The organism is Streptomyces sp. NPDC005017, from assembly GCF_042873115.1.
Lineage (GTDB): Bacteria > Actinomycetota > Actinomycetes > Streptomycetales > Streptomycetaceae > Streptomyces.
On record NZ_JBIALD010000007.1, the window covers coordinates 265,103 to 284,089 of the forward strand.

Here is an 18,987-nt window from a genome sequence, read left to right on the forward strand (position 1 = left end):
TGGCGCCATGAACTCGGACGGCAGGGAGCAGCGAGCATGAGCGATGGGGGCACCGCCCGCGCGAGCGGGTTCGAGCGTGAGGCAGCGCGGAAGACCGCCGAGGGGCTGGCGGGCTCGTACCTCTCCGGCTTCGGCAACGAGCACGGCTCCGAGGCCATGCCGGGCGCGCTGCCCGAGGGCCGCAACTCGCCCCAGCGCGCCCCGCTCGGCCTGTACGCGGAGCAGCTGAGCGGGTCGGCGTTCACCGAACCCAGGGCGCACAACCTGCGGTCGTGGCTGTACCGGATCCGGCCGTCGGCGGGGCACCCGGCGTTCACCCGCACCGACAACGGGGCGCTGAGCACGGGCCCCTTCACGCAGGAGGTCCCGGACCCCAACCGGCTGCGCTGGAACCCGCTGCCCGAGCCCGCGGAGGGCACCGACTTCCTGGCGGGCCTGTGGACGCTCGGCGGCAACGGCGACGCGACGCAGCGCGCGGGCATGGCCGTGCACCTCTACCACGCGAACGCCTCCATGGACCGGGTGTTCAGCGACGCCGACGGCGAGCTGCTGATCGTCCCGGAGCGCGGCGGGCTGCTGCTGCGCACGGAGTTCGGCCTGCTGCACGCCGAGCCGGGCCATGTCGCCCTGATCCCGCGCGGGGTCCGCTTCCGGGTGGAGCTGCTCGACGAGAGCGCCCGGGGGTACGTCTGCGAGAACTACGGCGCGCCCTTCCGTCTGCCCGACCTCGGCCCGATCGGCGCCAACGGCCTCGCCAACGCAAGGGACTTCAAGGCTCCCGTCGCCGCGTACGAGGACGTGGAGGGCCCGGTGGAGGTGGTCAACAAGTTCTGCGGCAACCTCTGGACGGCGACCTACGACCACTCCCCGCTGGACGTCGTCGCCTGGCACGGCAACTACGTGCCGTACGTCTACGACCTGCGCCGCTTCAACGTGATCGGCTCGATCTCCTACGACCACCCGGACCCGTCGATCTTCACGGTGCTCACCTCGCCGTCCGACACCCCGGGGCTCGCGGGCGTCGACTTCGTGGTGTTCGCGCCGCGCTGGCTGGTGGGCGAGGACACGTTCCGGCCGCCGTACTTCCACCGGAACGTGATGAGCGAGTACATGGGCCTGATCGAGGGCGCCTACGACGCCAAGGCAGAGGGCTTCGTGCCGGGCGGCGGCTCCCTGCACAACATGATGTCGGCGCACGGGCCGGACCGGGAGACCTTCGACCGGGCGAGCGCTGCCGAGCTGAAGCCGCAGAAGATCGACGACGGGCTGGCGTTCATGTTCGAGACCCGCTGGCCCGTGACGCTCACCCCGCACGCGGCGGGCGCCGACCACCTCCAGCGGCGCTACGACGACGTCTGGCAGGGCCTGGAGCGGCACTTCCGCGCGCTGTAGCGCGGTCGGCCTGTTGCACTGAAGATTCCCGAAAGGGTACGGATGGCCCCGTGACCTCCTTCGCCCCGGACTCGATCGTCCTCAACCGCAAGCTGCCGCTCTGGTACCAGGTGTCGCAGTCGCTGCGCGCCTCGATACTGGGCCGCTCGCCGCGGGACCCGCTGCGGCTGCCCACCGAGGAGCAGCTGGCGGGGCACTACGGCGTGAGCGTGCTGACCATGCGGCAGGCGCTGAAGGAGCTGGAGGACGAGGGGCTGATCTCCCGGCACCGCCGACGGGGCACGTTCATCGAGCCGGGGGTCAAGCGGGGCGCTCCGGTACAGCTGCTGGGCTCGGTCGACGCGATCGTGGCCCAGCAGTCCGGGATGACGACGACCCTGCTGGACGAGGGCCGGGCCGCCCCTCCGGCCGAACTCGCCGGGTACTTCCCGGACCTGGCGGAGGTGGCCACCTACCACCGGCTGCGCGCCGACGAGAAGACGGGCGAGCCGACCAACCACGCGCGCAACTACGTCCGTCCCGAGCTGGCCGACCTGATCGACCCGGCCGACCTGGTGCGCTGGCCGATGACCAAGGTGCTGAGGGACGTGGTGGGGGCGGACATCAGCCGCATCACGGACACCGTCGAGGCCCGGCTCGCGGATCCGGAGACGGCCCGGCTGCTCGAAGTACCGCTGCTCAGCCCGATCCTGCACTACACGGGCGTCACCTACGACACGGCCGGCCGCCCGCTGGACGTGGTGGTCATCCACTACCGCGGCGACCGCTTCTCCTTCACGGTGACCCTGGACGCGACCTGAGCCGGACGCCGCCGGGGCCGGACCCGACGGGGTGGACGGGTGTCCGCCGGGGAGCCCCCGGCGTTGCCGGGCCGTCGTACCATGCCGGGCGTGACGAACGACGACGCTCCGCTGCTCGCGGACCTCATGCCGTGGTCCGTCGCAGCCCCGCGGCTGGGCCGTTCCTGGCCGGTGGCCCCGGACCCGGCCTCTCTGACGGCCCGCTGGGCGGCCCTGGTGAAGGCCGAAGGACCGGACCGCGAGGCCCTGTTCGTCCCGACGCGCTCGCGCGGACTGCACACCGCCGTGGGCCAGCTGCCGGGCCGGCCCGGCGGCACGGAGCGGCTGGTCCGCGCCTCGGGCCCGTGCCCGGAGCCGGTACGTGTGCTGCACGCCCCCTTCGACGAGCAGTGGCTGATCCCCGACCACCGGCTGATCGACGCGGCCCGCCCCGAGCTGTGGCGGGTGGCGGACGAGCACCAGGTGTTCGTGGTGGAGACGTCCGACACCCCGGGCCTCCCCCTACTCGCCACCTCCCTGTTCCCCCTGCCCCGCCGGGGCCGTGTCCGGCCGCTGTACCGCCGCCCCGGCGGCGCGGAACCCAATCTCGCCCCCGGGCTCACCGGCCATCTCTCCGACCGCCTGGGCCTAGAGGTCTCCGCCGGGGACGTCCTGGCCTGGATCATGGCGGCCACCCGCCCCGATCTCACGGTGCCGCTCACCGAGGACGCCGGTACCTGGGAACGGGGCGTACGGCGGGGCCACCGTCTGCTCTGGCTGATGCGCCGCGACGGCGACCGTCCCAGACTCCCCGGCGGCCGCCGCCCCTACGTCCGCGCGCCCCTGCCGGCCCGCCCCCTCACGCTCCTGTACGACCGCGAGGAGGAGGTCCTCCACCTGGACGAGGGCCGCGTCTCCCCGGTCCCGCCGCAGGCCTGGGACTTCGAGGCGGAGGGCACACGGGTGCTGGAGGCATGGTTCACGGCCCGCACGGCGGACGCCCCCGCGGGCACCCTGGACGCCCTCCGCCCCGCCGGCTGGCCCCAGGCCCGGACCTCGGAGCTGCTGGAGCTGATCACCGTACTGGCGCTGCTGGCCGAACTCGTCCCCGTGCCCGACGCGTCGAGGACCTCGGTCACCGCCCAGGACCTGCACACGGCGGGGGTCCTGCCGCCGCCTCCCTCGTCGCGCCGGCCGGCCTCGGTCCTGGATCACGCGGAGGAGGGCCCGGAGGGTCAGTTCACCCTGATCTGAGCCGCCGTGCGCCGCCTCACACGGGCGGAACGCCGGCCGCCACTGACACGGCGGCCCGCCACGGGCGATGATCCACCCCATGGACCGACTCCCCCTGCCCCTGGAGGGCATCACCGTCGTCGCCGTCGAGCAGGCCGTCGCGGCCCCCTTCGCCACCCGTCAGCTCGCCGACCTCGGCGCGCGGGTGATCAAGGTGGAGCGGGTCGACGGCGGCGACTTCGCCCGCGGCTACGACACGGCGGCCCAGGGGCTCGCCTCGCACTTCGTGTGGTGCAACCGCGGCAAGGAGTCGGTCGCGCTGGACCTCAAGGACCCGCGCGGGCTGGACGTCGTACGGCGGCTGATCGGCGGGGCGGACGTGTTCGTGCAGAACCTCGCCCAGGGCGCGGCGGCCCGGCTCGGCCTGGACGCGGCGACGCTGTGCGCGGCGCACCCGCGGCTGGTCGCGGTGGACGTCTCGGGCTACGGGTCGTCGGGGCCGTACGCGGACAAGCGGGCCTACGACATGCTCGTGCAGTGCGAGGCGGGGCTGGTGTCGGTGACGGGGACGCCCGGGCAGCCGGTGAAGGCGGGCATCCCGGCGGCCGACATCGCGGCGGCGATGTACGCCTTCTCCGGGGTGCTGGCGGCGCTGGTGCGGCGCGGGACGACCGGGCGGGGCGGGCCGGTGGAGGTCTCCATGCTGGACGCGCTCACGGAGTGGATGGGGCATCCGCTGCACCACACGATGCACGGCGGGTCCGCCCCGGCGCGCACCGGGCTCGGACACGCCGTCATCGCGCCCTACGACGCGTACGGCACGGCCGACGGCGGGCGGGTGCTGCTGTCGGTGCAGAACGACCGGGAGTGGCGGCGGCTGACCGAACAGGTCTTGGTAGAGCCGGAGTTGGGAACGGACCCGGGGTTCGCGACGAACGCGGCACGGGTGGCGAACCGCGAGCGCACGGACGCCGCCGTGGCGAAGGCGCTGGGGGTGCTGGGCACCGACGAGGCGATGGCCCGGCTGGAGGGCGCGGGCATCGCCTGCGCACGACTGAGGGACGTGGCGGAGGTGGTGGCGCATCCGCAGCTGGCGGCGCGCGAGCGGTGGCGGGAGGTGGGGTCGCCGGCCGGGCCGCTGCGCGCGCTGCTGCCGCCGATCACGCTGCCGGGTGGAGGCGAGGCGCGAATGGGCGATGTGCCCGCGCTCGGGCAGCACACCGAGGCGGTGCTGCGCGCCGCGGGGATGACGGACGGCGAGATCGCGGCACTGCTCAGGGACGGTGTGGCCGCCTGAGCGCGGACCCCGGAGGCTGCCTCCGGGGTGGGACGGCTCAGTGACCGCCGAAGAGCGTGCGGCGCAGGCGGCGCAGCGGTGCGAACAGCGAGACGCGGCTCATCCGCGCGCGGCTGCCCCGGTGGCGCTCGGGCTCACGGGCGGTCAGCTCACGCATCAGCGAGGTCGCCTCGGCCGTCTTCTGCTGCGGCACGGCGGGACCGCCGAGCACCGAGAGATGCCGGTCGAGGCGCGAACTGGTCGCGCTGCTCCCGCAGGTGATGGCAGGGACCCTCGCCCTGCGCACAGCTATCTGTTCCATGTCACTCCCCACCCGTACGAGTCCACCCGGCCCACGGGCAGGGTAACCCTATCGCCCCGTCGGGGCACTCGTGTATCGCGGTCACAGGATTCACCTTCCCCGTAAGGGTGTTGACGACCCCTCGGCCGTCACTCTCCGAATCCAACCGATTCCAGGGCGAGTTGGACAACCGGCTGTGAAGTGGGCTGCGGTGAGCCGCCGTCGGGCTCGACGGTTACGGCGAGTGACGTGGAGGACGGGTCGAGGCCGGCCGCGACCAGGGGCGTGTCGCCCTCGAACAGGCCCAGGGAGCGGGGCCGCGCATCGGGGCGCATGACCCACAGCTGGTGCACGCGGCCGCCCGACGGTTCGCCGTATCCGCTCAGCGTCACCACCGCGCGGCCCTCCGAAGCGGAGGCGATCACTCCGACACTTCGGCCCCCGTCGTCCCGCGAGGCGGCCGTCCGCACGTCGGGAGCGGCGAGAACGTGGGCGATCTCACGTGCCCGGTCCCGCTCGGCGTCCAGTCGCCTCTGCGTGTCGTTCGCCTGTACGGCGAACAGCGCGGCGACGACGAGCGCCGCGGCGGCCGTGACGGTGGCGAACGGCATCAGCAGGGGGCGCGGCCGGGGCGCACGGAGGCGTCCCGGCGGCGGTTCCGTGCCCCAGACATGGGCGGGCAGCCGCCCGGCACGCTCGGGAGCGGCGGCGACCGGCTCCTGCGCGGTGGCGGCCACGGCGGCCAGGACCCGGTCGCGCAGGGCGGGGGGCGGCGCGGCCGCGGTGGACCAGGCGAGCCGCACGGCGTCCTCCGACAGGGCCCGCACCTCCCCGGCGCAGCGCTCGCAGCCCGCCAGATGGCGTTCGAAGCGGCGGCGTTCGTCCGCGTCGAGGGCGTCCAGCGCGTAGGGGGCGGCCAGCGAGTGCAGGTCGGTCCGGCCCAGCAGGCGGTCGATCAGGCTCATGCCGCACCTCCCAGGCACTCGCGCAGCCGGGTCAGGCCGTCGCGCATCCGTGTCTTCACCGTGCCCAGCGGCAGTTTCAGGCGCTCGGCGACCTCGCGGTAGGTGTAGCCGTCGTAGTAGGCGAGCGTCACCGACTGGCGTTGCAGCGCGGTCAGCCGGTCCAGGCAGCGGCGCACCCACTCGCGCTCCAGGCCGGCCTCCACCTCCTCGGCGACCTGGTCGAAGGCGGGCCCGCCGGAGCGCAGGGCCTCGCGCTGCTCGCGCTCCCCGGCCGCGCGGGCGCTGCGCACCCGGTCCACGGCACGGCGATGGGCGAGGGTGAGCACCCAGGCCAGCGCGGAGCCGCGGCCCGGGTCGAACCGGGCGGCGGAGCGCCAGAGTTCGAGCAGCACCTCCTGCGCCACCTCCTCCGTCTGCGCCGGGTCCCGCACCACCCGCCGGACCAGACCGAACACCGGTCCGGACACCACCTGGTACAGCTGCTCGAACGCCCGCTGATCGCCCCTGGCGACGCGCAGCAGCAGCTCGTCCGCCGCCTGTTCCCGCACGCCTTCCCCCTCTCGCCGGCCGCACCGGCCGCCCTGTCCCGTCACACCAGGCATTCGCACCGAACGCACCTCCGGATGGTGTTACGGATCAGGGTGGCGAAAACGCGGGCCCGGGACCGGGAAAACAAGATTTCCAAGATTCTTCCGGACCGACCAATCCGCCCCGCGCACCGTTCCGAATCTCCCGACGTCAGGCAACTCGGCACTGAGGACGGACGGCATGACACCTATCTCCAGGAGCGGATCGGGACGCAAGGGCGTCGCGAGCCTCATATGCGGCGCGCTGGCCGCCGGTGGGCTCGCGGCCGCCGGTGCGACCGCGCTGGAACCGCGGACGGCCTCCGCCTCCAGCCACCGGGAGGCCCCTCTGATCTCGGGGCAGCCGCAGTACGACAACACCGACGTGTACGCGTTCGTGAGCCCGGACAAGCCGGACACGACCACCATCGTCGCCAACTGGATCCCGTTCGAGGAGCCCGCCGGCGGACCGAACTTCTTCCCGTTCGCCGAGGACGCCCAGTACGACATCCACATCGACAGCGACGGCGACGCGCAGGGCGACCTGCTCTACCGCTTCACGTTCAAGACGCACGTCAAGAACAAGCGGACCTTCCTCTACAACACCGGTGCCGTCGAGAGCCTCGACGACCCGGACCTCAACATCACGCAGACCTACGACGTCGAACTGCTGCGGCTGAAGCACCAGAAGCTGAGCTCGCGCACGAAGATCGCCGACGATGTGCCGGTCGCCCCGTCCAACGTCGGCAAGGCGTCCATGCCGGACTACGCCAAGCTGCGGTCGCAGGCCGTGCACAAGCTGGCGGGCGGCTCGACGGCGTTCGCCGGACAGGCCGACGACCCGTTCTTCCTGGACCTCAGGGTCTTCGACCTGCTGTACGGCGGGAACCTCTCCGAGGTCGGCAACGACACGCTCAAGGGCTACAACGTCAACTCCATCGCCCTCCAGGTCCCGAGCCACATGATCCGGCAGTCGTCGCACCAGCCGGTGGTGGGCATCTGGTCGACCACCCAGCGCAAGAACGCCCAGGGCTACTTCACCCAGGTCTCCCGCCTCGGCAGCCCGCTGGTCAACGAGGTCGTCAACCCGGTCGGCGACAAGGACAAGTTCAACGCCAGCGCGCCCTGGGACGACGCGAAGTTCCTGAAGAACGTCACCAACCCCGAACTGCCCAAGCTCATCGAGGCGATCTACAAGATCAAGGCCCCGGCCGAGCCGCGCAACGACCTGGTCGACGTGTTCCTCAAGGGCGTCAAGGGCCTCAACCAGCCGCCGCACGTGCGTCCTTCGGAGATGCTGCGCCTCAACACCTCGATCGCGCCCGCCAAGAGCCCCAAGCGGCTCGGCGTGCTCGACGGGGACAACGCGGGCTTCCCGAACGGCCGCCGGCTCACCGACGACGTGATCGACGCCTCGCTCCAGGTGGTCGAGGGCGAACTGCTCGGCGCGAAGAACGACCTGGGCGACGCGGTCGACAAGAACGACAAGGCCTTCGAGAAGAAGTTCCCGTACGTCGCGCTGCCCACCGAGGGCTCGCGCGGGCCGCTGGCCAAGGGGACCACCTCGGGCACGGACGTGCGCAGCCAGCTCGGCGACGCGCTCCAGCCGGTCGGGACCGACGGCGGCATGGACGACACCGCGCTGATCGCGGGCTCCGCCGGTGCCGGTGCCCTCGGCATCCTGCTGATCGGCGGAGGCCTGATGTGGTGGCGTCGCATGCGGGGACGGGCGTACTGAGCGCCCCGGGGAGCGGGGCCGTATCCAGGGCCGCCGCCTCGCGCGGCCCGACGGGCGGGCGCCACGCCCGTCCCGGCCCCCTCACCCGCACACCCGAGGACCGGCGCGGCCCGCACACCTCCCATCCCCCACGGCGCGGGCCGCGCCTCCCCGAACAGCACGCACCCGACCCAGGAGAGGGCGATGACCCCGGGAACGCACGACACTGAGGCCGCCGCGCCGTCGAAGCGGCGGCGGGCCGCGCGGGCGGCCGTGCCCGCCCTGCTGCTGGCCGTGGCCCTCACCGCGGGATCCGTCGCCCTGGGGAACGCCGGCGGACGGCAGGAGGCCGCCGCCACGGCCGCCCCCTGGGCGGGGCGCGCAAACGCGGCGAGCGTCGGCACCCTCCAGGCCCATCTGCGCACCCAGCCAAGGGATTTCAGCGGCTGGTCGGCCCTCGCCCTCGCCTACGTCGAGCAGGCGAGGACCGACGGGGACCCCTCGCGCTACCCGGAGGCCGAGCGGGCGCTGAAGCGTTCGCTGGACCTCCGGCCCGGCAACGACCAGGCCCTGGCCGGCCGGGCCGCGCTCGCCGCGGCGCGGCACGACTTCACCGGCGCCCTCGCGGACGCCGACCGGGCGCTTGAGGAGAACCCCTACAGCGAACGGGCGCTGTGCACCCGGGTCGACGCGCTCGTCGAGCTCGGCCGCTACGACGAGGCCGCGCGCGCCGCCGCCACGGCCGACGACCGGCGGCCCGGCATCCCGGTGTTCACCCGGTACGCGTACGTGCGCGAGCTGCGCGGTGACGTGGCCGACGCCCGCCGGGTGCTGGAGCAGGCCCTGGCCGGGGCGACGGCCCCCGGCGACATCGCCTACGTCTCCGCCCAGCTCGGCCAGCTCGCCTGGAACGAGGGCGAGTACACGGTCGCCCTGCGCCACTACGGGCGGGCCCTGGCCGCCGACGAGAACTACCTCCCCGCGCTGGAGGGCCGCGCGCGCGCCCAGGCGGCGAGCGGACGGCGGGCCGTCGCGATCGAGGGCCTGGAGCGGGTGGTGGCACGGGCCCCGCTGCCCGGACCGCTGGTGGCGCTGGGCGAGCTGTACGAGGCGCGCGGCGGGCCGGGCGACCGGGCCAGGGCCCGCGACCAGTACGCCCTCGTCGACGCCTGGACGGCGCTGGCCCGCGCGGGCGGTGTCGACGTGGACCTCGACACCGCGCTCGCCGCCGCCGACCACGGCGACCGGGCCGCCGCCCTGCGCGCCGCCCGCGCCGAGTGGTCCCGTCGCCGGACCGTCCACACCGCCGACGCCCTCGCCTGGGCGCTGCACGTCAACGGCCGTGACGCGGAGGCCCTCCCGTACGCCCGGCGCGCCACGGCGACCGGCTACCGCAACGCCGCGTTCCACTTCCACCGGGGCGTCGTCGAACTGGCCGCGGGCCAGGAGCGGGCGGCCCGGACCCATCTGGAGAAGGCCCTCGCGCTCAACCCCGGCTTCTCCCCGCTGGGCGCCCGGCAGGCCCGGGCGGCACTGAAGACCCTGGAGGCCGCGAAGTGACCACCTCCCCCGCGCCCGCCGGCGCCGCGGACCGCGCGACGGCCCGGCCGCACGGGTCCGCCACCGGCCCCGCGACGACCCGCCCACACCAATCCGCCACCGGCCGCCCGACGACCCGCCGCGGGCTCGTCACCGCGGGCGTCCTGCTCGCGGCCGTCGGCGCGCTGGTGCTGGCCCCCGCCGGGGCCGCGAGCGCGCATCCGCTCGGGAACTTCACCGTCAATCGCTACGACGGCCTGGTCGCGGCCCCCGGTGAGCTGCGCGTCGACCATGTCGAGGACCTCGCCGAGATCCCCGCCACCCAGGCGGGCCCCCAGATCAAGAGGTCCGGCCTCGCCGCGTGGGCGCGGGCGCGGTGCGCGACGGCCGCGCGGGACAGCGAGGTCGAGGTGGCGGGCCGTACGGTCGCGCTGTCCGTGACCTCGAGCCGGGCGCGGACGCTGCCCGGGCAGGCAGGACTGGACACCCTGCGTCTGGAGTGCCGGTTCTCCGCGCCGCTGCCGGAGGGCGAGGACGTCACGGTCGGCTTCCGCGCGGCGGGGGCCTCGTCCGGGCCGGGCTGGCGGGAGGTGACCGCGCGAGGCGACCGGATGACCCTCACGGGGTCCGACGTGCCGCGCGACTCCGTATCGGGCGAACTCACCGAGTACCCCGAGGAGTTGCTGTCCTCGCCGGCCGACACCTCGACCGCGTCCCTGTCGGTGCGGCCGGGCGGCCCGGCCCTGGCGGAGGAGAGCGGGGACGCCCCGGCCTCCTCGATCCTGCCGCGCGGGGCCGACCGGTTCACCCGGGCCCTGGACTCCCTGGTCGCCCGGCAGGACCTCACCCTCGGCTTCGCGGCGCTGGCGCTGCTGATCGCCGTGGCCCTGGGGGCGATGCACGCCCTGGCGCCGGGCCACGGCAAGACGCTGATGGCCGCGACGGCGGCGGCCCGGGGCGGCCGGGCCCGGCCGAGGGACGTGCTGCCCCTGGCCGCCTCGGTGACCGTCACCCACACGCTCGGCGTGGTCGTCCTCGGCCTGCTGGTCACGGCCGGTTCAGCGGCCGCGCCCTCGGTGATCTCCTGGCTGGGCATCGCGAGCGGGGCACTGGTGACGGGGGCCGGGCTGGTCCTCGTCCGCAGGGCGTGGCGGGGCGGGCACGGAGACGGGCACGGACACTCGCACGGCCACTCGCACGGCCACACCCACCCGCACCCGGACCCGGGCCCTGATCCGCATCCGCATCCGCATCCGCATCCCGAGGTCCCCGCGCGGCGGCTGGCCCTCGTCGGGGCACCCGGTCACAGCCACAGCCACGACGGGCACGGCCCCGGCCATGACGGGCACACGCATCACCACCACCCCACCGAACAGCCCCCTTCGCACACGCACGCCCACCCGCACACCGGCCCCACACACACCCACGCGCACACGGGTCACACGCACACCCACACGCACAACGGCCACACCCACACCCACTCCACCGCCCCCACCCTGCGCGGCACCCTTCTCCTGGGCTTCGCGGGCGGCCTGGTGCCCAGCCCGTCCGCGGTGGTCGTGCTGGTCGGCGCGGCAGCGATGGGGCACGCCTGGTTCGGACTGCTGCTGGTGGTCGCCTACGGCGCGGGGCTCGCGCTGACGCTCACCGCCGCCGGGTTCGCCGTCGTACGGCTCGGCGGGCGGGCCGTACAGGCCCTGGAGCGGCGGCCGCGCTGGTCGGCGCACCCGCTGGTGGCCCGGGCACGCCGTGCGCTGCCGCTGGTCTCGGCGGTGGTCGTACTGGTGCTCGGGGCGGCTTTGCTGTTCAAGGGGGCGGCATCCGCGATCGGCTGAGCGTATTTTGGGGAGAAATCAGACGGGACCACATCGGACGGGACATGACTCCCGCGGCGTCGATTGGGGGTGCCCGTGTCGGAGTCACCGGGCAATGAGCGTGTGATCGCGGGCCGCTACCGGCTTCTCTCCCCCCTCGGCGAGGGCGGGATGGGGACGGTGTGGCGGGCCCGGGACGAGATCCTCATGCGCGAGGTCGCCGTCAAGGAGGTCCGCGCGCCCGCCGGGCTGCCCGCCTCCGACGTGGACCGGCTGTACGCGCGGCTGGAGCGCGAGGCGTGGGCGGCCGCGCGGGTGGCGAACCGCAATGTGGTGACGGTGTACGACGTGGCCACCGAGGACGGCCGGCCGTGGATCGTGATGGAACTGGTCCGGGGCATCTCGCTCGCCGAACTGCTGGAGGCCGAGGGCCCGTTGGACCCGCGCCGGGCGGCGCTGATCGGCGCCGAGGTGCTGTCCGCGCTGCACGCGGCCCACGAGGCCGGCGTGCTGCACCGGGACGTGAAGCCGGGCAACGTGCTGATGGCGAACGACGGCCGGGTGGTGCTGACCGACTTCGGGATCGCCACGGTCGAGGGCAGCTCGGCGCTGACCATGACCGGGGAGGTGGTGGGCTCGCCGGAGTTCCTGGCGCCGGAGCGGGCGCTGGGCCGCACCCCGGGACCGGCCTCCGACCTGTGGTCCCTGGGGGTGCTGCTGTACGCGGCGGTCGAGGGGATCTCGCCGTTCCGCCATGACACACCGCTGAGCACCCTGCGCGCGATCGTCGACGAGGAGCTGCCGCCGCCGCGCCGCGCCGGGGCGCTCGGCCCGGTCATCGCCGGGCTGCTGCGCAAGGACCCCGCCGAGCGGATGTCGGCCGAGCAGGCCGGGCGCGACCTGCGGCTGGTGGCGGCGGGCGGAGCACCGCGCTCCGATGCCGCCTGGTCCGCCTCGACCGCCCCGACGATCGTGGGGCCGCCGCCGACCGGGCCGACCACGCCCGTGCGTCCGCTGCGCGAGGCGGCCACCCCCGTGCCCCCGCCCGGCGGCACGGCGACGACGCGGACCGGCCCGCCGCCGCGCAACCGGCGCGCCGCCACGGCCCTGGTCGCCGGGAGCGTGGTGCTGGCCCTGGCCGTCGCCGGGCTGACCTACGCCCTGCTCAACCGGGACGGCGGTGGCGGGGATCCCGGCGGCGGGAGCACACAGAGCCGCACGGGCCCGGCGGTGTCGCCGAGCGCGAGCGAGAAGCCGTCGGACACCCCGGAGCCGACGCCCACGCCGAGCGCGACGAGCGCGTCGCCGTCGAGCGCTCCGCCCCCGCAGTCGGTCCAGGTGAGCGTGGCGGGCACCCGGACGGACTACACGGGAACCTGTCCGCCGCCGCAGGCCGAGGCGCCCTCGTTCACGGCGACCTTCACGGTCGGCCGGCTCCCGGCGCAGGTCGGCTACCGGTGGGTGACGCGCGGCGGGGACGTGATGGCGGGCGGCTGGAAGACGCTGTCGCTGCCCGAGGGCGGCCCGCGCACCGGGCAGGACACGGTGATCGTGACGACGTACGCGAACAGCGGGAGGTACTCCGACGAGCTGGGTGTCGAGGTGCGTGACCCGGTCCGGGCGACGTCGAACCACGTGGCGTTCTCCGTCACCTGTGAGACGGAGGAGACCCCGACGGGCGAGGCCTCCCCCAGTGCTTCGCTGACCGAGTGAGACTCAGGCGGCGTTCCGCATGACCGGCAGGTAGCCGCCCGACTGGCCGGAGGCCGTCGGGTGGTAGGACTCGCCGATGTTGAGCCAGTTGACACTGTGCAGCCAGGCGCTGCCGGAGCAGATCTCGTGCCCGGTGAAGGTGCCGCGCACATCGCCGAAGACGAAGCCGTAGGCGGCGGCGCGTTGCGCGATCGCGCTGTTCAGGTGGTCGGAGGCGGCGTTGATGGCGGACCGCTTGGCCTCCGACAGGCCGAGGCAGCTGGTGCCGAGCTTGTAGAAGCGGGGGTAGCCGATGACGACGACCCGTGCAGAGGGGGCACGGGTGCGGATCGCCGAGTAGACCCCGTCGAGCTTGCCGGGCAGTGTCGAGTCGACGTAGGCCCGGGCGGTGTTGATGCGGGACAGACAGGTGCTGTCGGACGAGAGCACACAGGTCGTCATGACGTCGGCGAAGCCCGCGTCGTTGCCGCCGATGCTGATGGAGACCAGACCGGTGCCGGAGTTGAGCGAGCCCAGCTGGCCGGCCAGGACATCATCCGTTCGGGCGCCCGAGCAGGCGTTGAAGGCGAACGACGAGGGCGAGTTGGCGGCAGCCCACAGGTAGGGGTACGCCTTGGTGCTGCGCTTGCAGTCGCCGCTGGAGCCGATGTAGCCGCCGGCGCCGACACCCGAGGAGTACGAGTCGCCGAGTGCCACGTAGGACACCGCGGCGGACTCGGCGGCCTGTGCCGTGGCGGCCCCGGTGAGGGCGGTGCCGATGGCGAGGAGGAGTGAACTTACGTATACGACAAGTCCGTAACGTCTCATGGAACCTCCGTTTAGCAGGATCTCTGCCATAACTGTGGTAGCAGCTACGCGTGTTGACTGGAAGTGTCCATGCCAAAAATCAACGAGCTCTCGGGTCTCCCTGGAGCGCTTCCCGCATGTTCGCCATGTGTTCGATTACGCGTTCATGACAGGCTTGTTGACACTCCCTCAACTCCCTTGTCCGGCATGGACCGCGCGGCGAGGCTTTGATCGCGCCACCACACGCACACCCCCACAGACACGCGCCCCACCGGACGCGTGCCGCCTAGAGGAGGACCACCTCGTAATGGCACACCTGCGGAGAAACAAGATCCGGCTCGCCGCGATCACCGGTCTGGCGACCGCCGCCTTCGTCGGCGGCCTGACCGCCCTCCCCGCCCAGGCCGCCCCGGCCGAGGGCCGGGTCCTGGCCGCGAACTCCCCCACCGCGGTCAAGGACAGCTACCTCGTCACGCTGAAGCGGGGCGCGGGCTTCAAGGCGTCCTCGACCATCGGCAAGGGCCTCATCAAGGCCTACGGCGGCACGGTGCGCAGGACGTACGGCGCCGCGCTGAACGGTTACGCCGCCACGCTCTCCGCCGCCGAGGCACGGCGGCTCGCCGCCAACCCGTCGGTGGCCTCGGTCGAGCAGGACCAGGTCGTGACGGCCTCCGACCTCACGCAGAGCAACGCCCCGTGGGGCCTGGACCGCATCGACCAGACCTCCCTGCCGCTCTCCGGCACCTACACCTACCCCGACTCCGCCGGCGGCGGCGGGGTGACGGCGTATGTGATCGACACCGGTGTGCGCATCACCCACGCCCAGATCAGCGGCCGGGCCTCCTACGGCTACGACGCCGTCGACGGCGACACCACCGCCTCCGACGGCAACGGCCACGGCACCCATGTGGCCACCACGATCGCGGGCTCGACGTACGGCGTCGCCAAGAAGGCACGGATCGTCGCCGTCCGGGTGCTGAACAACAGCGGCTCGGGCACCACCGCGGGCGTCGTGGCGGGCATCGACTGGGTGACCGCGAACCACAGCGGCCCCTCCGTCGCCAACCTCTCCCTGGGCGGCGGCGCGTCCACCACGCTCGACACGGCCGTGCGCAACTCCGTCGCGGGCGGCGTGACCTTCGCGGTGGCCGCGGGCAACAGCAACGCCAACGCCTCCTCGTACTCCCCCGCCCGCGTCACCCAGGCCCTCACGGTCGGCGCCACGACCAGCACGGACGCCCGGGCGAGCTACTCCAACTACGGCTCGGTCCTGGACCTGTTCGCCCCCGGCTCGTCCATCACGGCCGGCTGGCACACCTCCGACACCGCCACCAACACCATCTCCGGCACCTCGATGGCGACCCCGCACGTCGCGGGCGCGGCGGCCGTGTACCTCGCGAACCACACCTCGGCCACCCCGGCCCAGGTCGCCACGGCGCTGACCTCGGGCGCCACCACCGGCAAGGTCACCAGCCCCGGCAGCGGCTCGCCCAACCGCCTGCTGAAGCTCATCCCCTGACGCAGTGAAGCCCGGCGGCCACGCGGCCGCCGGGGCTCGTCGGGTGACACCGACGGGCCCCCTGTGACCGGCGTGTTCCCCGGGGTACCCCACTGCTTCCGGGGAGCACGCCCGCGCCGGCCGGCACGTCCCCGGCCCCGGGCGAGAACAACTGTTCCGAGGCCCTTCCCCGTCTTGACGCTCGCAGGCGGCTGCGCGACATTGAAGCCCGGCATCCGGCGCTTCGGGGGGGGAAACGTCGCTATGCAGACCATGGGCGCCAAAGGCGCGAAAGGCGACAGCCCGGTCCCGGCGGACGACGCCGAGCGGGCGGGACCGGGAGCGGCGCGGGACCTGCTCACCCTGCTCGCGGGCACCGCCACGGCCGCCGTCTGCGCGGGTGGGCTGCTCGCGCTGAGCGGCTCCGACTCGCCGGTGCGCGGCCCGTTCACCCTGTTCTTCCTGCTCGGGGCACCGGCCGCGGCCTTCTCCGTGGTCCTGCGCGGACCGGACCCCCTGGGGCGCGCCATCGCCGCGCTGGGCGGGGCGATCGTCGTCGACGTGCTGGTGGTCCACGGCATGCTGGCCCTGGACCTGTGGTCGGTGCGCGGCGGCATCGTCGTCGTGGCCGCGGTCAGCGCGCTCACTCTCCTGCTGGTCCCGGTGCGGCGCCTGCGCGAGCGCGCCGCGCGACGACGACGGGACAGGTGACCGGACGTCCGTACGCCCTCTCCCGGCTCACTCCCCAGGGCCCTTCTGACGGATCTCGTAGGAGAAGGAACGGCGTTCGGCGCGTGCGATCGGCGTGCGGTGCGGAGGGCCATGTGGCGGAGCCACCTGACCCTCCGCGCCGTGCGGCTGGGGGCACCTCCCACGCCCTTGAGGCAGTGGGGAGGGCGTGCCGGGCGTCGCGACGCCGCGGAGATCCGTCAGAAGGGTCCTGAGCCCCGTCGCGGGCGGCGGCGCCGGCGGGACCGCCCGGTGGAAACCGGGTGCACACCGGGCACTTGTGACGGATCATGGCCCCATGTCAGCTCACCCGCAGGACGCCCTGCCGATCCGGCTCAACGTCGACGACTCGGACTCGCCCTCCGATGTCGTCGACGCGCTGTTCCTCGGCCGTTTCGCGACGGGCGAGCAGCCGTACGCGCACGCGGCGAACATCGACCGCGTGCGGTCCGGCGCGACCCTGCTCCCCCAGGGCGCGAAGGTGCTGCGCGTGGCCCGCGACGAGGACCGCAGCGCGACCCTCGCCGAGGGCGAGGGCTGGACGCTGCTGGTCTCCCGCTGGAACCGGGGCGCCGACGTGACGGTCACCGCGACCACCGCCGAACTGGCCGCAGAGGTGCTGGGAAAGGCCACGGACGGCGCGGAGGACGAGCCCGAACCGCAGCCGGAGAACGTGACGATGGGGTTCTGGTACGTCTCCCCCCGGCGCGGCCCGCACCGCACCACCCGCCAGATCTCGGCGGGCACCTGGGAGGAGGTGCGGCCCAACTACACCGCGCCCGTGGCGGACGCGATGGACCGGCTGATGAAGACGACGCCGGAGGACATCGCGGGCCGGCTGCTGCTCCTGCACGGCCCGCCGGGCACCGGCAAGACGTCCGCGCTGCGCACCCTCGCCCGTTCCTGGCGGGACTGGTGCCAGGTGGACTGCGTCCTGGACCCGGAGCGGCTGTTCGGCGACGTCGGCTATCTGATGGACATCGCGATCGGCGAGGACGACTCCACGGGCAAGGGCCGCTGGCGGCTGCTGCTCCTGGAGGACTGCGACGAACTGATCCGCGGCGAGGCCAAGCACACCGCGGGCCAGGCCCTGTCCCGGCTGCTGAACCTCACCGACGGCCTGCTCGGGCAGGGGCGCAACGTCCTGGTCGCGGTCACCACCAACGAGGACCTGGAACGCCTGCACCCCGCCGTCGTACGGCCGGGCCGCTGTCTGGCCCGGATCGAGGTCGGCCGCCTCACCCGCGAGGAGGCGGTGGGCTGGCTGGGCACCGAGGAGGGCGTCGGCCGCGAGGGCGCCACCCTGGCCGAGCTGTACGCGCTGCGCCGCGGCACGTCCCCGACCGCCCTGCCGGAACCCCGCGCGGACGCGGACGCGGGACTGTACCTCTGAGTGCTTTGATGGAGGCATGACCCTGTACGTCGGCACGTCGGGGTGGCAGTACCGGGACTGGCGCGGTGTCCTGTACCCACCCGGCGTGCCCGTACGGCTCTGGCTGGAGGAGTACGCGGCCCGGTTCGCCACGGTCGAGATCAACAACGCCTTCTACCGGCTGCCGACGCGGGAGAACTTCGAGGCGTGGCGGGAGCGGCTGCCCGGCGACTTCGTGGTCGCGGTGAAGGCGAGCCGCTACCTCACCCACATCAAGCGGCTGAAAACCCCCGAGGAGCCGGTCGGCCGGCTGCTGAGCCACGCCGCCGGCCTCGGTGACCGGCTCGGGCCGGTGCTGCTCCAGCTCCCGCCGAACCTGCGCGCCGACCCCGGCCTGCTCGACGCGTGCCTCGCCTGCTTCCCGCCGGACGTCCGGGTCGCCGTCGAGCCGCGGCACGACTCCTGGTGGACGTCCGCGGTCCGGGAGGTCCTCCAGGCCCGGCGGGCCGCCCTGTGCTGGGCCGACGTCCGCGCCCGCCCGGCCGCCCCGCTGTGGCGGACCACGGACTGGGGGTACGTCCGCTTCCACGAGGGCCGCGCGAGGGCCTGGCCGCGCTACGGCGAGCGGTCGCTGAGGACGTGGGCCGAGCGGATCGCACGGACCTGGTCACCGGGCGCGGACGTGTTCGCCTACTTCAACAACGACGTGAACGGGGCGGCGGTGCAGGACGCGGAGGCCTTCGCGGCCATGGCCCGGCGCGCACGGCTCGCTCCGACGCGCACACCCTGAACGGCCGCGGGACCGCCGTCCACCGGGCATCTGCCGCCGGCGCGGCCGAAGACGCCCGTGTGCCCCCCGCCCGCGCGGCTACCGCCCGTAGACCGCCCGCAGCGCGTCGCGCACGGCGGCGAGGGCCTCCTCCTGCGACGCCCCGAGCCGATGGGCGCGCTCCGCGAACGCCCGGCCCTCCGCGGCCAGTTCCCTCTCGACGGCGGAGCCCGCGGCGGCGACGAACGTGCCGTTGCGCCCCCGGGTCTCGATCACCCCGTCGCCCTCCAGCACCCGGTAGGCCTTCGCGACGGTGTTCGCCGCGAGCCCCAGCGACTCGGCGAGCCCGCGGACCGTCGGCAGCCGGTACCCCACCGGCAGCGTCCCGGCCCGCGCCAGCTCGGAGATCTGCGCCCGCACCTGCTCGTAGGGCGGTACGCCGCTGTCATCGATGTGGATCTTCAAGGTCACAGGCCGATTGTCCCGTACCCGCGGGAAAAATGAGCGGCTCCGGATGCACGGCCCACGTAACGTGCGG

At 74.0% G+C, this 18,987-nt stretch carries 17 protein-coding genes; 12 read left to right on the forward strand and 5 right to left on the reverse strand.

Going from position 1 to position 18,987, the window contains the following annotated elements; genetic code table 11:
- The first annotated feature begins 36 nt into the window (after window positions 1–36).
- From hmgA to ACFYR0_RS13670, 4 genes are all read left to right on the forward strand, one after another.
- Window positions 37–1,392 carry a homogentisate 1,2-dioxygenase gene (gene hmgA, locus ACFYR0_RS13655; protein ID WP_389326062.1) on the forward strand — a complete coding sequence of 452 codons (1,356 nt, stop codon included), beginning with the start codon at window positions 37–39 and terminating at the stop codon, window positions 1,390–1,392.
- 50 nt (window positions 1,393–1,442) lie between these two features.
- Entirely contained in the window at window positions 1,443–2,192 is a 750-nt protein-coding gene (locus ACFYR0_RS13660; protein WP_389326065.1) for a GntR family transcriptional regulator, read from the forward strand.
- An 81-nt stretch (window positions 2,193–2,273) separates the two neighbouring features.
- The gene (locus ACFYR0_RS13665; RefSeq protein WP_389326068.1) at window positions 2,274–3,425 is read left to right on the forward strand and encodes a type ISP restriction/modification enzyme; all 1,152 of its coding nucleotides are present in this window, start codon (window positions 2,274–2,276) and stop codon (window positions 3,423–3,425) included.
- Window positions 3,426–3,504: 79 nt separating this feature from the next.
- Window positions 3,505–4,701 carry a CaiB/BaiF CoA transferase family protein gene (locus tag ACFYR0_RS13670; RefSeq protein ID WP_389326071.1) on the forward strand — a complete coding sequence of 399 codons (1,197 nt, stop codon included), beginning with the start codon at window positions 3,505–3,507 and terminating at the stop codon, window positions 4,699–4,701.
- A gap of 37 nt (window positions 4,702–4,738) precedes the next feature.
- Here ACFYR0_RS13670 and ACFYR0_RS13675 read toward each other — a convergent pair whose 3' ends face one another.
- From ACFYR0_RS13675 to ACFYR0_RS13685, 3 genes are all read right to left on the reverse strand, one after another.
- Entirely contained in the window at window positions 4,739–5,002 is a 264-nt protein-coding gene (locus ACFYR0_RS13675) for a hypothetical protein (RefSeq protein WP_389326074.1), read from the reverse strand.
- Between the two features lie 128 nt (window positions 5,003–5,130).
- Window positions 5,131–5,946: an anti-sigma factor domain-containing protein gene (locus tag ACFYR0_RS13680; RefSeq protein ID WP_389326077.1), complete on the reverse strand. Its 816-nt coding sequence runs from the start codon at window positions 5,944–5,946 to the stop codon at window positions 5,131–5,133.
- On the reverse strand, window positions 5,943–6,548 hold the full coding sequence (locus tag ACFYR0_RS13685) for a sigma-70 family RNA polymerase sigma factor (protein WP_386377007.1): 606 nt from the start codon (window positions 6,546–6,548) through the stop codon (window positions 5,943–5,945). The genes ACFYR0_RS13680 and ACFYR0_RS13685 overlap by 4 nt, the downstream gene beginning before the upstream one ends.
- A 166-nt stretch (window positions 6,549–6,714) precedes the next feature.
- On the opposite strand from ACFYR0_RS13685, the gene ACFYR0_RS13690 reads away from it, so the two are divergent.
- The 4 genes from ACFYR0_RS13690 to ACFYR0_RS13705 all read left to right on the forward strand — a co-directional run bounded on the left by ACFYR0_RS13690 (window position 6,715) and on the right by ACFYR0_RS13705 (window position 13,295).
- Entirely contained in the window at window positions 6,715–8,250 is a 1,536-nt protein-coding gene (locus ACFYR0_RS13690) for a DUF4331 domain-containing protein (RefSeq protein WP_389326080.1), read from the forward strand.
- A gap of 123 nt (window positions 8,251–8,373) precedes the next feature.
- A complete protein-coding gene (locus tag ACFYR0_RS13695; protein WP_389326281.1) occupies window positions 8,374–9,789 on the forward strand; it encodes a tetratricopeptide repeat protein in 1,416 nt (471 codons plus the stop codon).
- A 143-nt stretch (window positions 9,790–9,932) separates the two neighbouring features.
- Entirely contained in the window at window positions 9,933–11,603 is a 1,671-nt protein-coding gene (locus tag ACFYR0_RS13700) for a nickel transporter (protein WP_389326284.1), read from the forward strand.
- Between the two features lie 75 nt (window positions 11,604–11,678).
- Window positions 11,679–13,295, forward strand: coding sequence for a protein kinase (locus ACFYR0_RS13705; RefSeq protein ID WP_389326083.1), 1,617 nt, complete (start codon window positions 11,679–11,681; stop codon window positions 13,293–13,295).
- 3 nt (window positions 13,296–13,298) lie between these two features.
- Here the strand turns inward: ACFYR0_RS13705 and ACFYR0_RS13710 are convergent, their stop codons facing one another.
- The gene (locus ACFYR0_RS13710; protein ID WP_389326086.1) at window positions 13,299–14,102 is read right to left on the reverse strand and encodes an SGNH/GDSL hydrolase family protein; all 804 of its coding nucleotides are present in this window, start codon (window positions 14,100–14,102) and stop codon (window positions 13,299–13,301) included.
- A gap of 286 nt (window positions 14,103–14,388) precedes the next feature.
- Here ACFYR0_RS13710 and ACFYR0_RS13715 point away from each other — a divergent pair, with 286 nt between their 5' ends.
- The 4 genes from ACFYR0_RS13715 (at window position 14,389) to ACFYR0_RS13730 (ending at window position 18,470) form a co-directional block, all read left to right on the forward strand.
- The gene (locus tag ACFYR0_RS13715; protein ID WP_389326089.1) at window positions 14,389–15,600 is read left to right on the forward strand and encodes a S8 family peptidase; all 1,212 of its coding nucleotides are present in this window, start codon (window positions 14,389–14,391) and stop codon (window positions 15,598–15,600) included.
- Window positions 15,601–15,843: 243 nt separating this feature from the next.
- Window positions 15,844–16,290 carry a hypothetical protein gene (locus ACFYR0_RS13720; protein ID WP_389326093.1) on the forward strand — a complete coding sequence of 149 codons (447 nt, stop codon included), beginning with the start codon at window positions 15,844–15,846 and terminating at the stop codon, window positions 16,288–16,290.
- Window positions 16,291–16,606: 316 nt separating this feature from the next.
- On the forward strand, window positions 16,607–17,701 hold the full coding sequence (locus ACFYR0_RS13725) for a DUF5925 domain-containing protein (RefSeq protein ID WP_389326096.1): 1,095 nt from the start codon (window positions 16,607–16,609) through the stop codon (window positions 17,699–17,701).
- Between the two features lie 16 nt (window positions 17,702–17,717).
- Window positions 17,718–18,470, forward strand: coding sequence for a DUF72 domain-containing protein (locus ACFYR0_RS13730; protein WP_389326099.1), 753 nt, complete (start codon window positions 17,718–17,720; stop codon window positions 18,468–18,470).
- Window positions 18,471–18,548: 78 nt separating this feature from the next.
- Here the strand turns inward: ACFYR0_RS13730 and ACFYR0_RS13735 are convergent, their stop codons facing one another.
- Window positions 18,549–18,920: a GntR family transcriptional regulator gene (locus ACFYR0_RS13735; RefSeq protein WP_389326102.1), complete on the reverse strand. Its 372-nt coding sequence runs from the start codon at window positions 18,918–18,920 to the stop codon at window positions 18,549–18,551.
- Window positions 18,921–18,987 lie beyond the last annotated feature (67 nt).

Coding starts and splice junctions, on each gene's coding strand:
- hmgA (WP_389326062.1), top strand. CDS start 37: ATGAGCGATGGGGGCACCGCCCGCGCGAGCGGGTTCGAGCGTGAGGCA.
- ACFYR0_RS13665 (WP_389326068.1), top strand. CDS start 2,274: ATGCCGGGCGTGACGAACGACGACGCTCCGCTGCTCGCGGACCTCATG.
- ACFYR0_RS13670 (WP_389326071.1), top strand. CDS start 3,505: ATGGACCGACTCCCCCTGCCCCTGGAGGGCATCACCGTCGTCGCCGTC.
- ACFYR0_RS13675 (WP_389326074.1), bottom strand. CDS start 5,002: ATGGAACAGATAGCTGTGCGCAGGGCGAGGGTCCCTGCCATCACCTGC.
- ACFYR0_RS13680 (WP_389326077.1), bottom strand. CDS start 5,946: ATGAGCCTGATCGACCGCCTGCTGGGCCGGACCGACCTGCACTCGCTG.
- ACFYR0_RS13685 (WP_386377007.1), bottom strand. CDS start 6,548: ATGCCTGGTGTGACGGGACAGGGCGGCCGGTGCGGCCGGCGAGAGGGG.
- ACFYR0_RS13690 (WP_389326080.1), top strand. CDS start 6,715: ATGACACCTATCTCCAGGAGCGGATCGGGACGCAAGGGCGTCGCGAGC.
- ACFYR0_RS13710 (WP_389326086.1), bottom strand. CDS start 14,102: ATGAGACGTTACGGACTTGTCGTATACGTAAGTTCACTCCTCCTCGCC.
- ACFYR0_RS13715 (WP_389326089.1), top strand. CDS start 14,389: ATGGCACACCTGCGGAGAAACAAGATCCGGCTCGCCGCGATCACCGGT.
- ACFYR0_RS13720 (WP_389326093.1), top strand. CDS start 15,844: ATGCAGACCATGGGCGCCAAAGGCGCGAAAGGCGACAGCCCGGTCCCG.
- ACFYR0_RS13725 (WP_389326096.1), top strand. CDS start 16,607: ATGTCAGCTCACCCGCAGGACGCCCTGCCGATCCGGCTCAACGTCGAC.
- ACFYR0_RS13730 (WP_389326099.1), top strand. CDS start 17,718: ATGACCCTGTACGTCGGCACGTCGGGGTGGCAGTACCGGGACTGGCGC.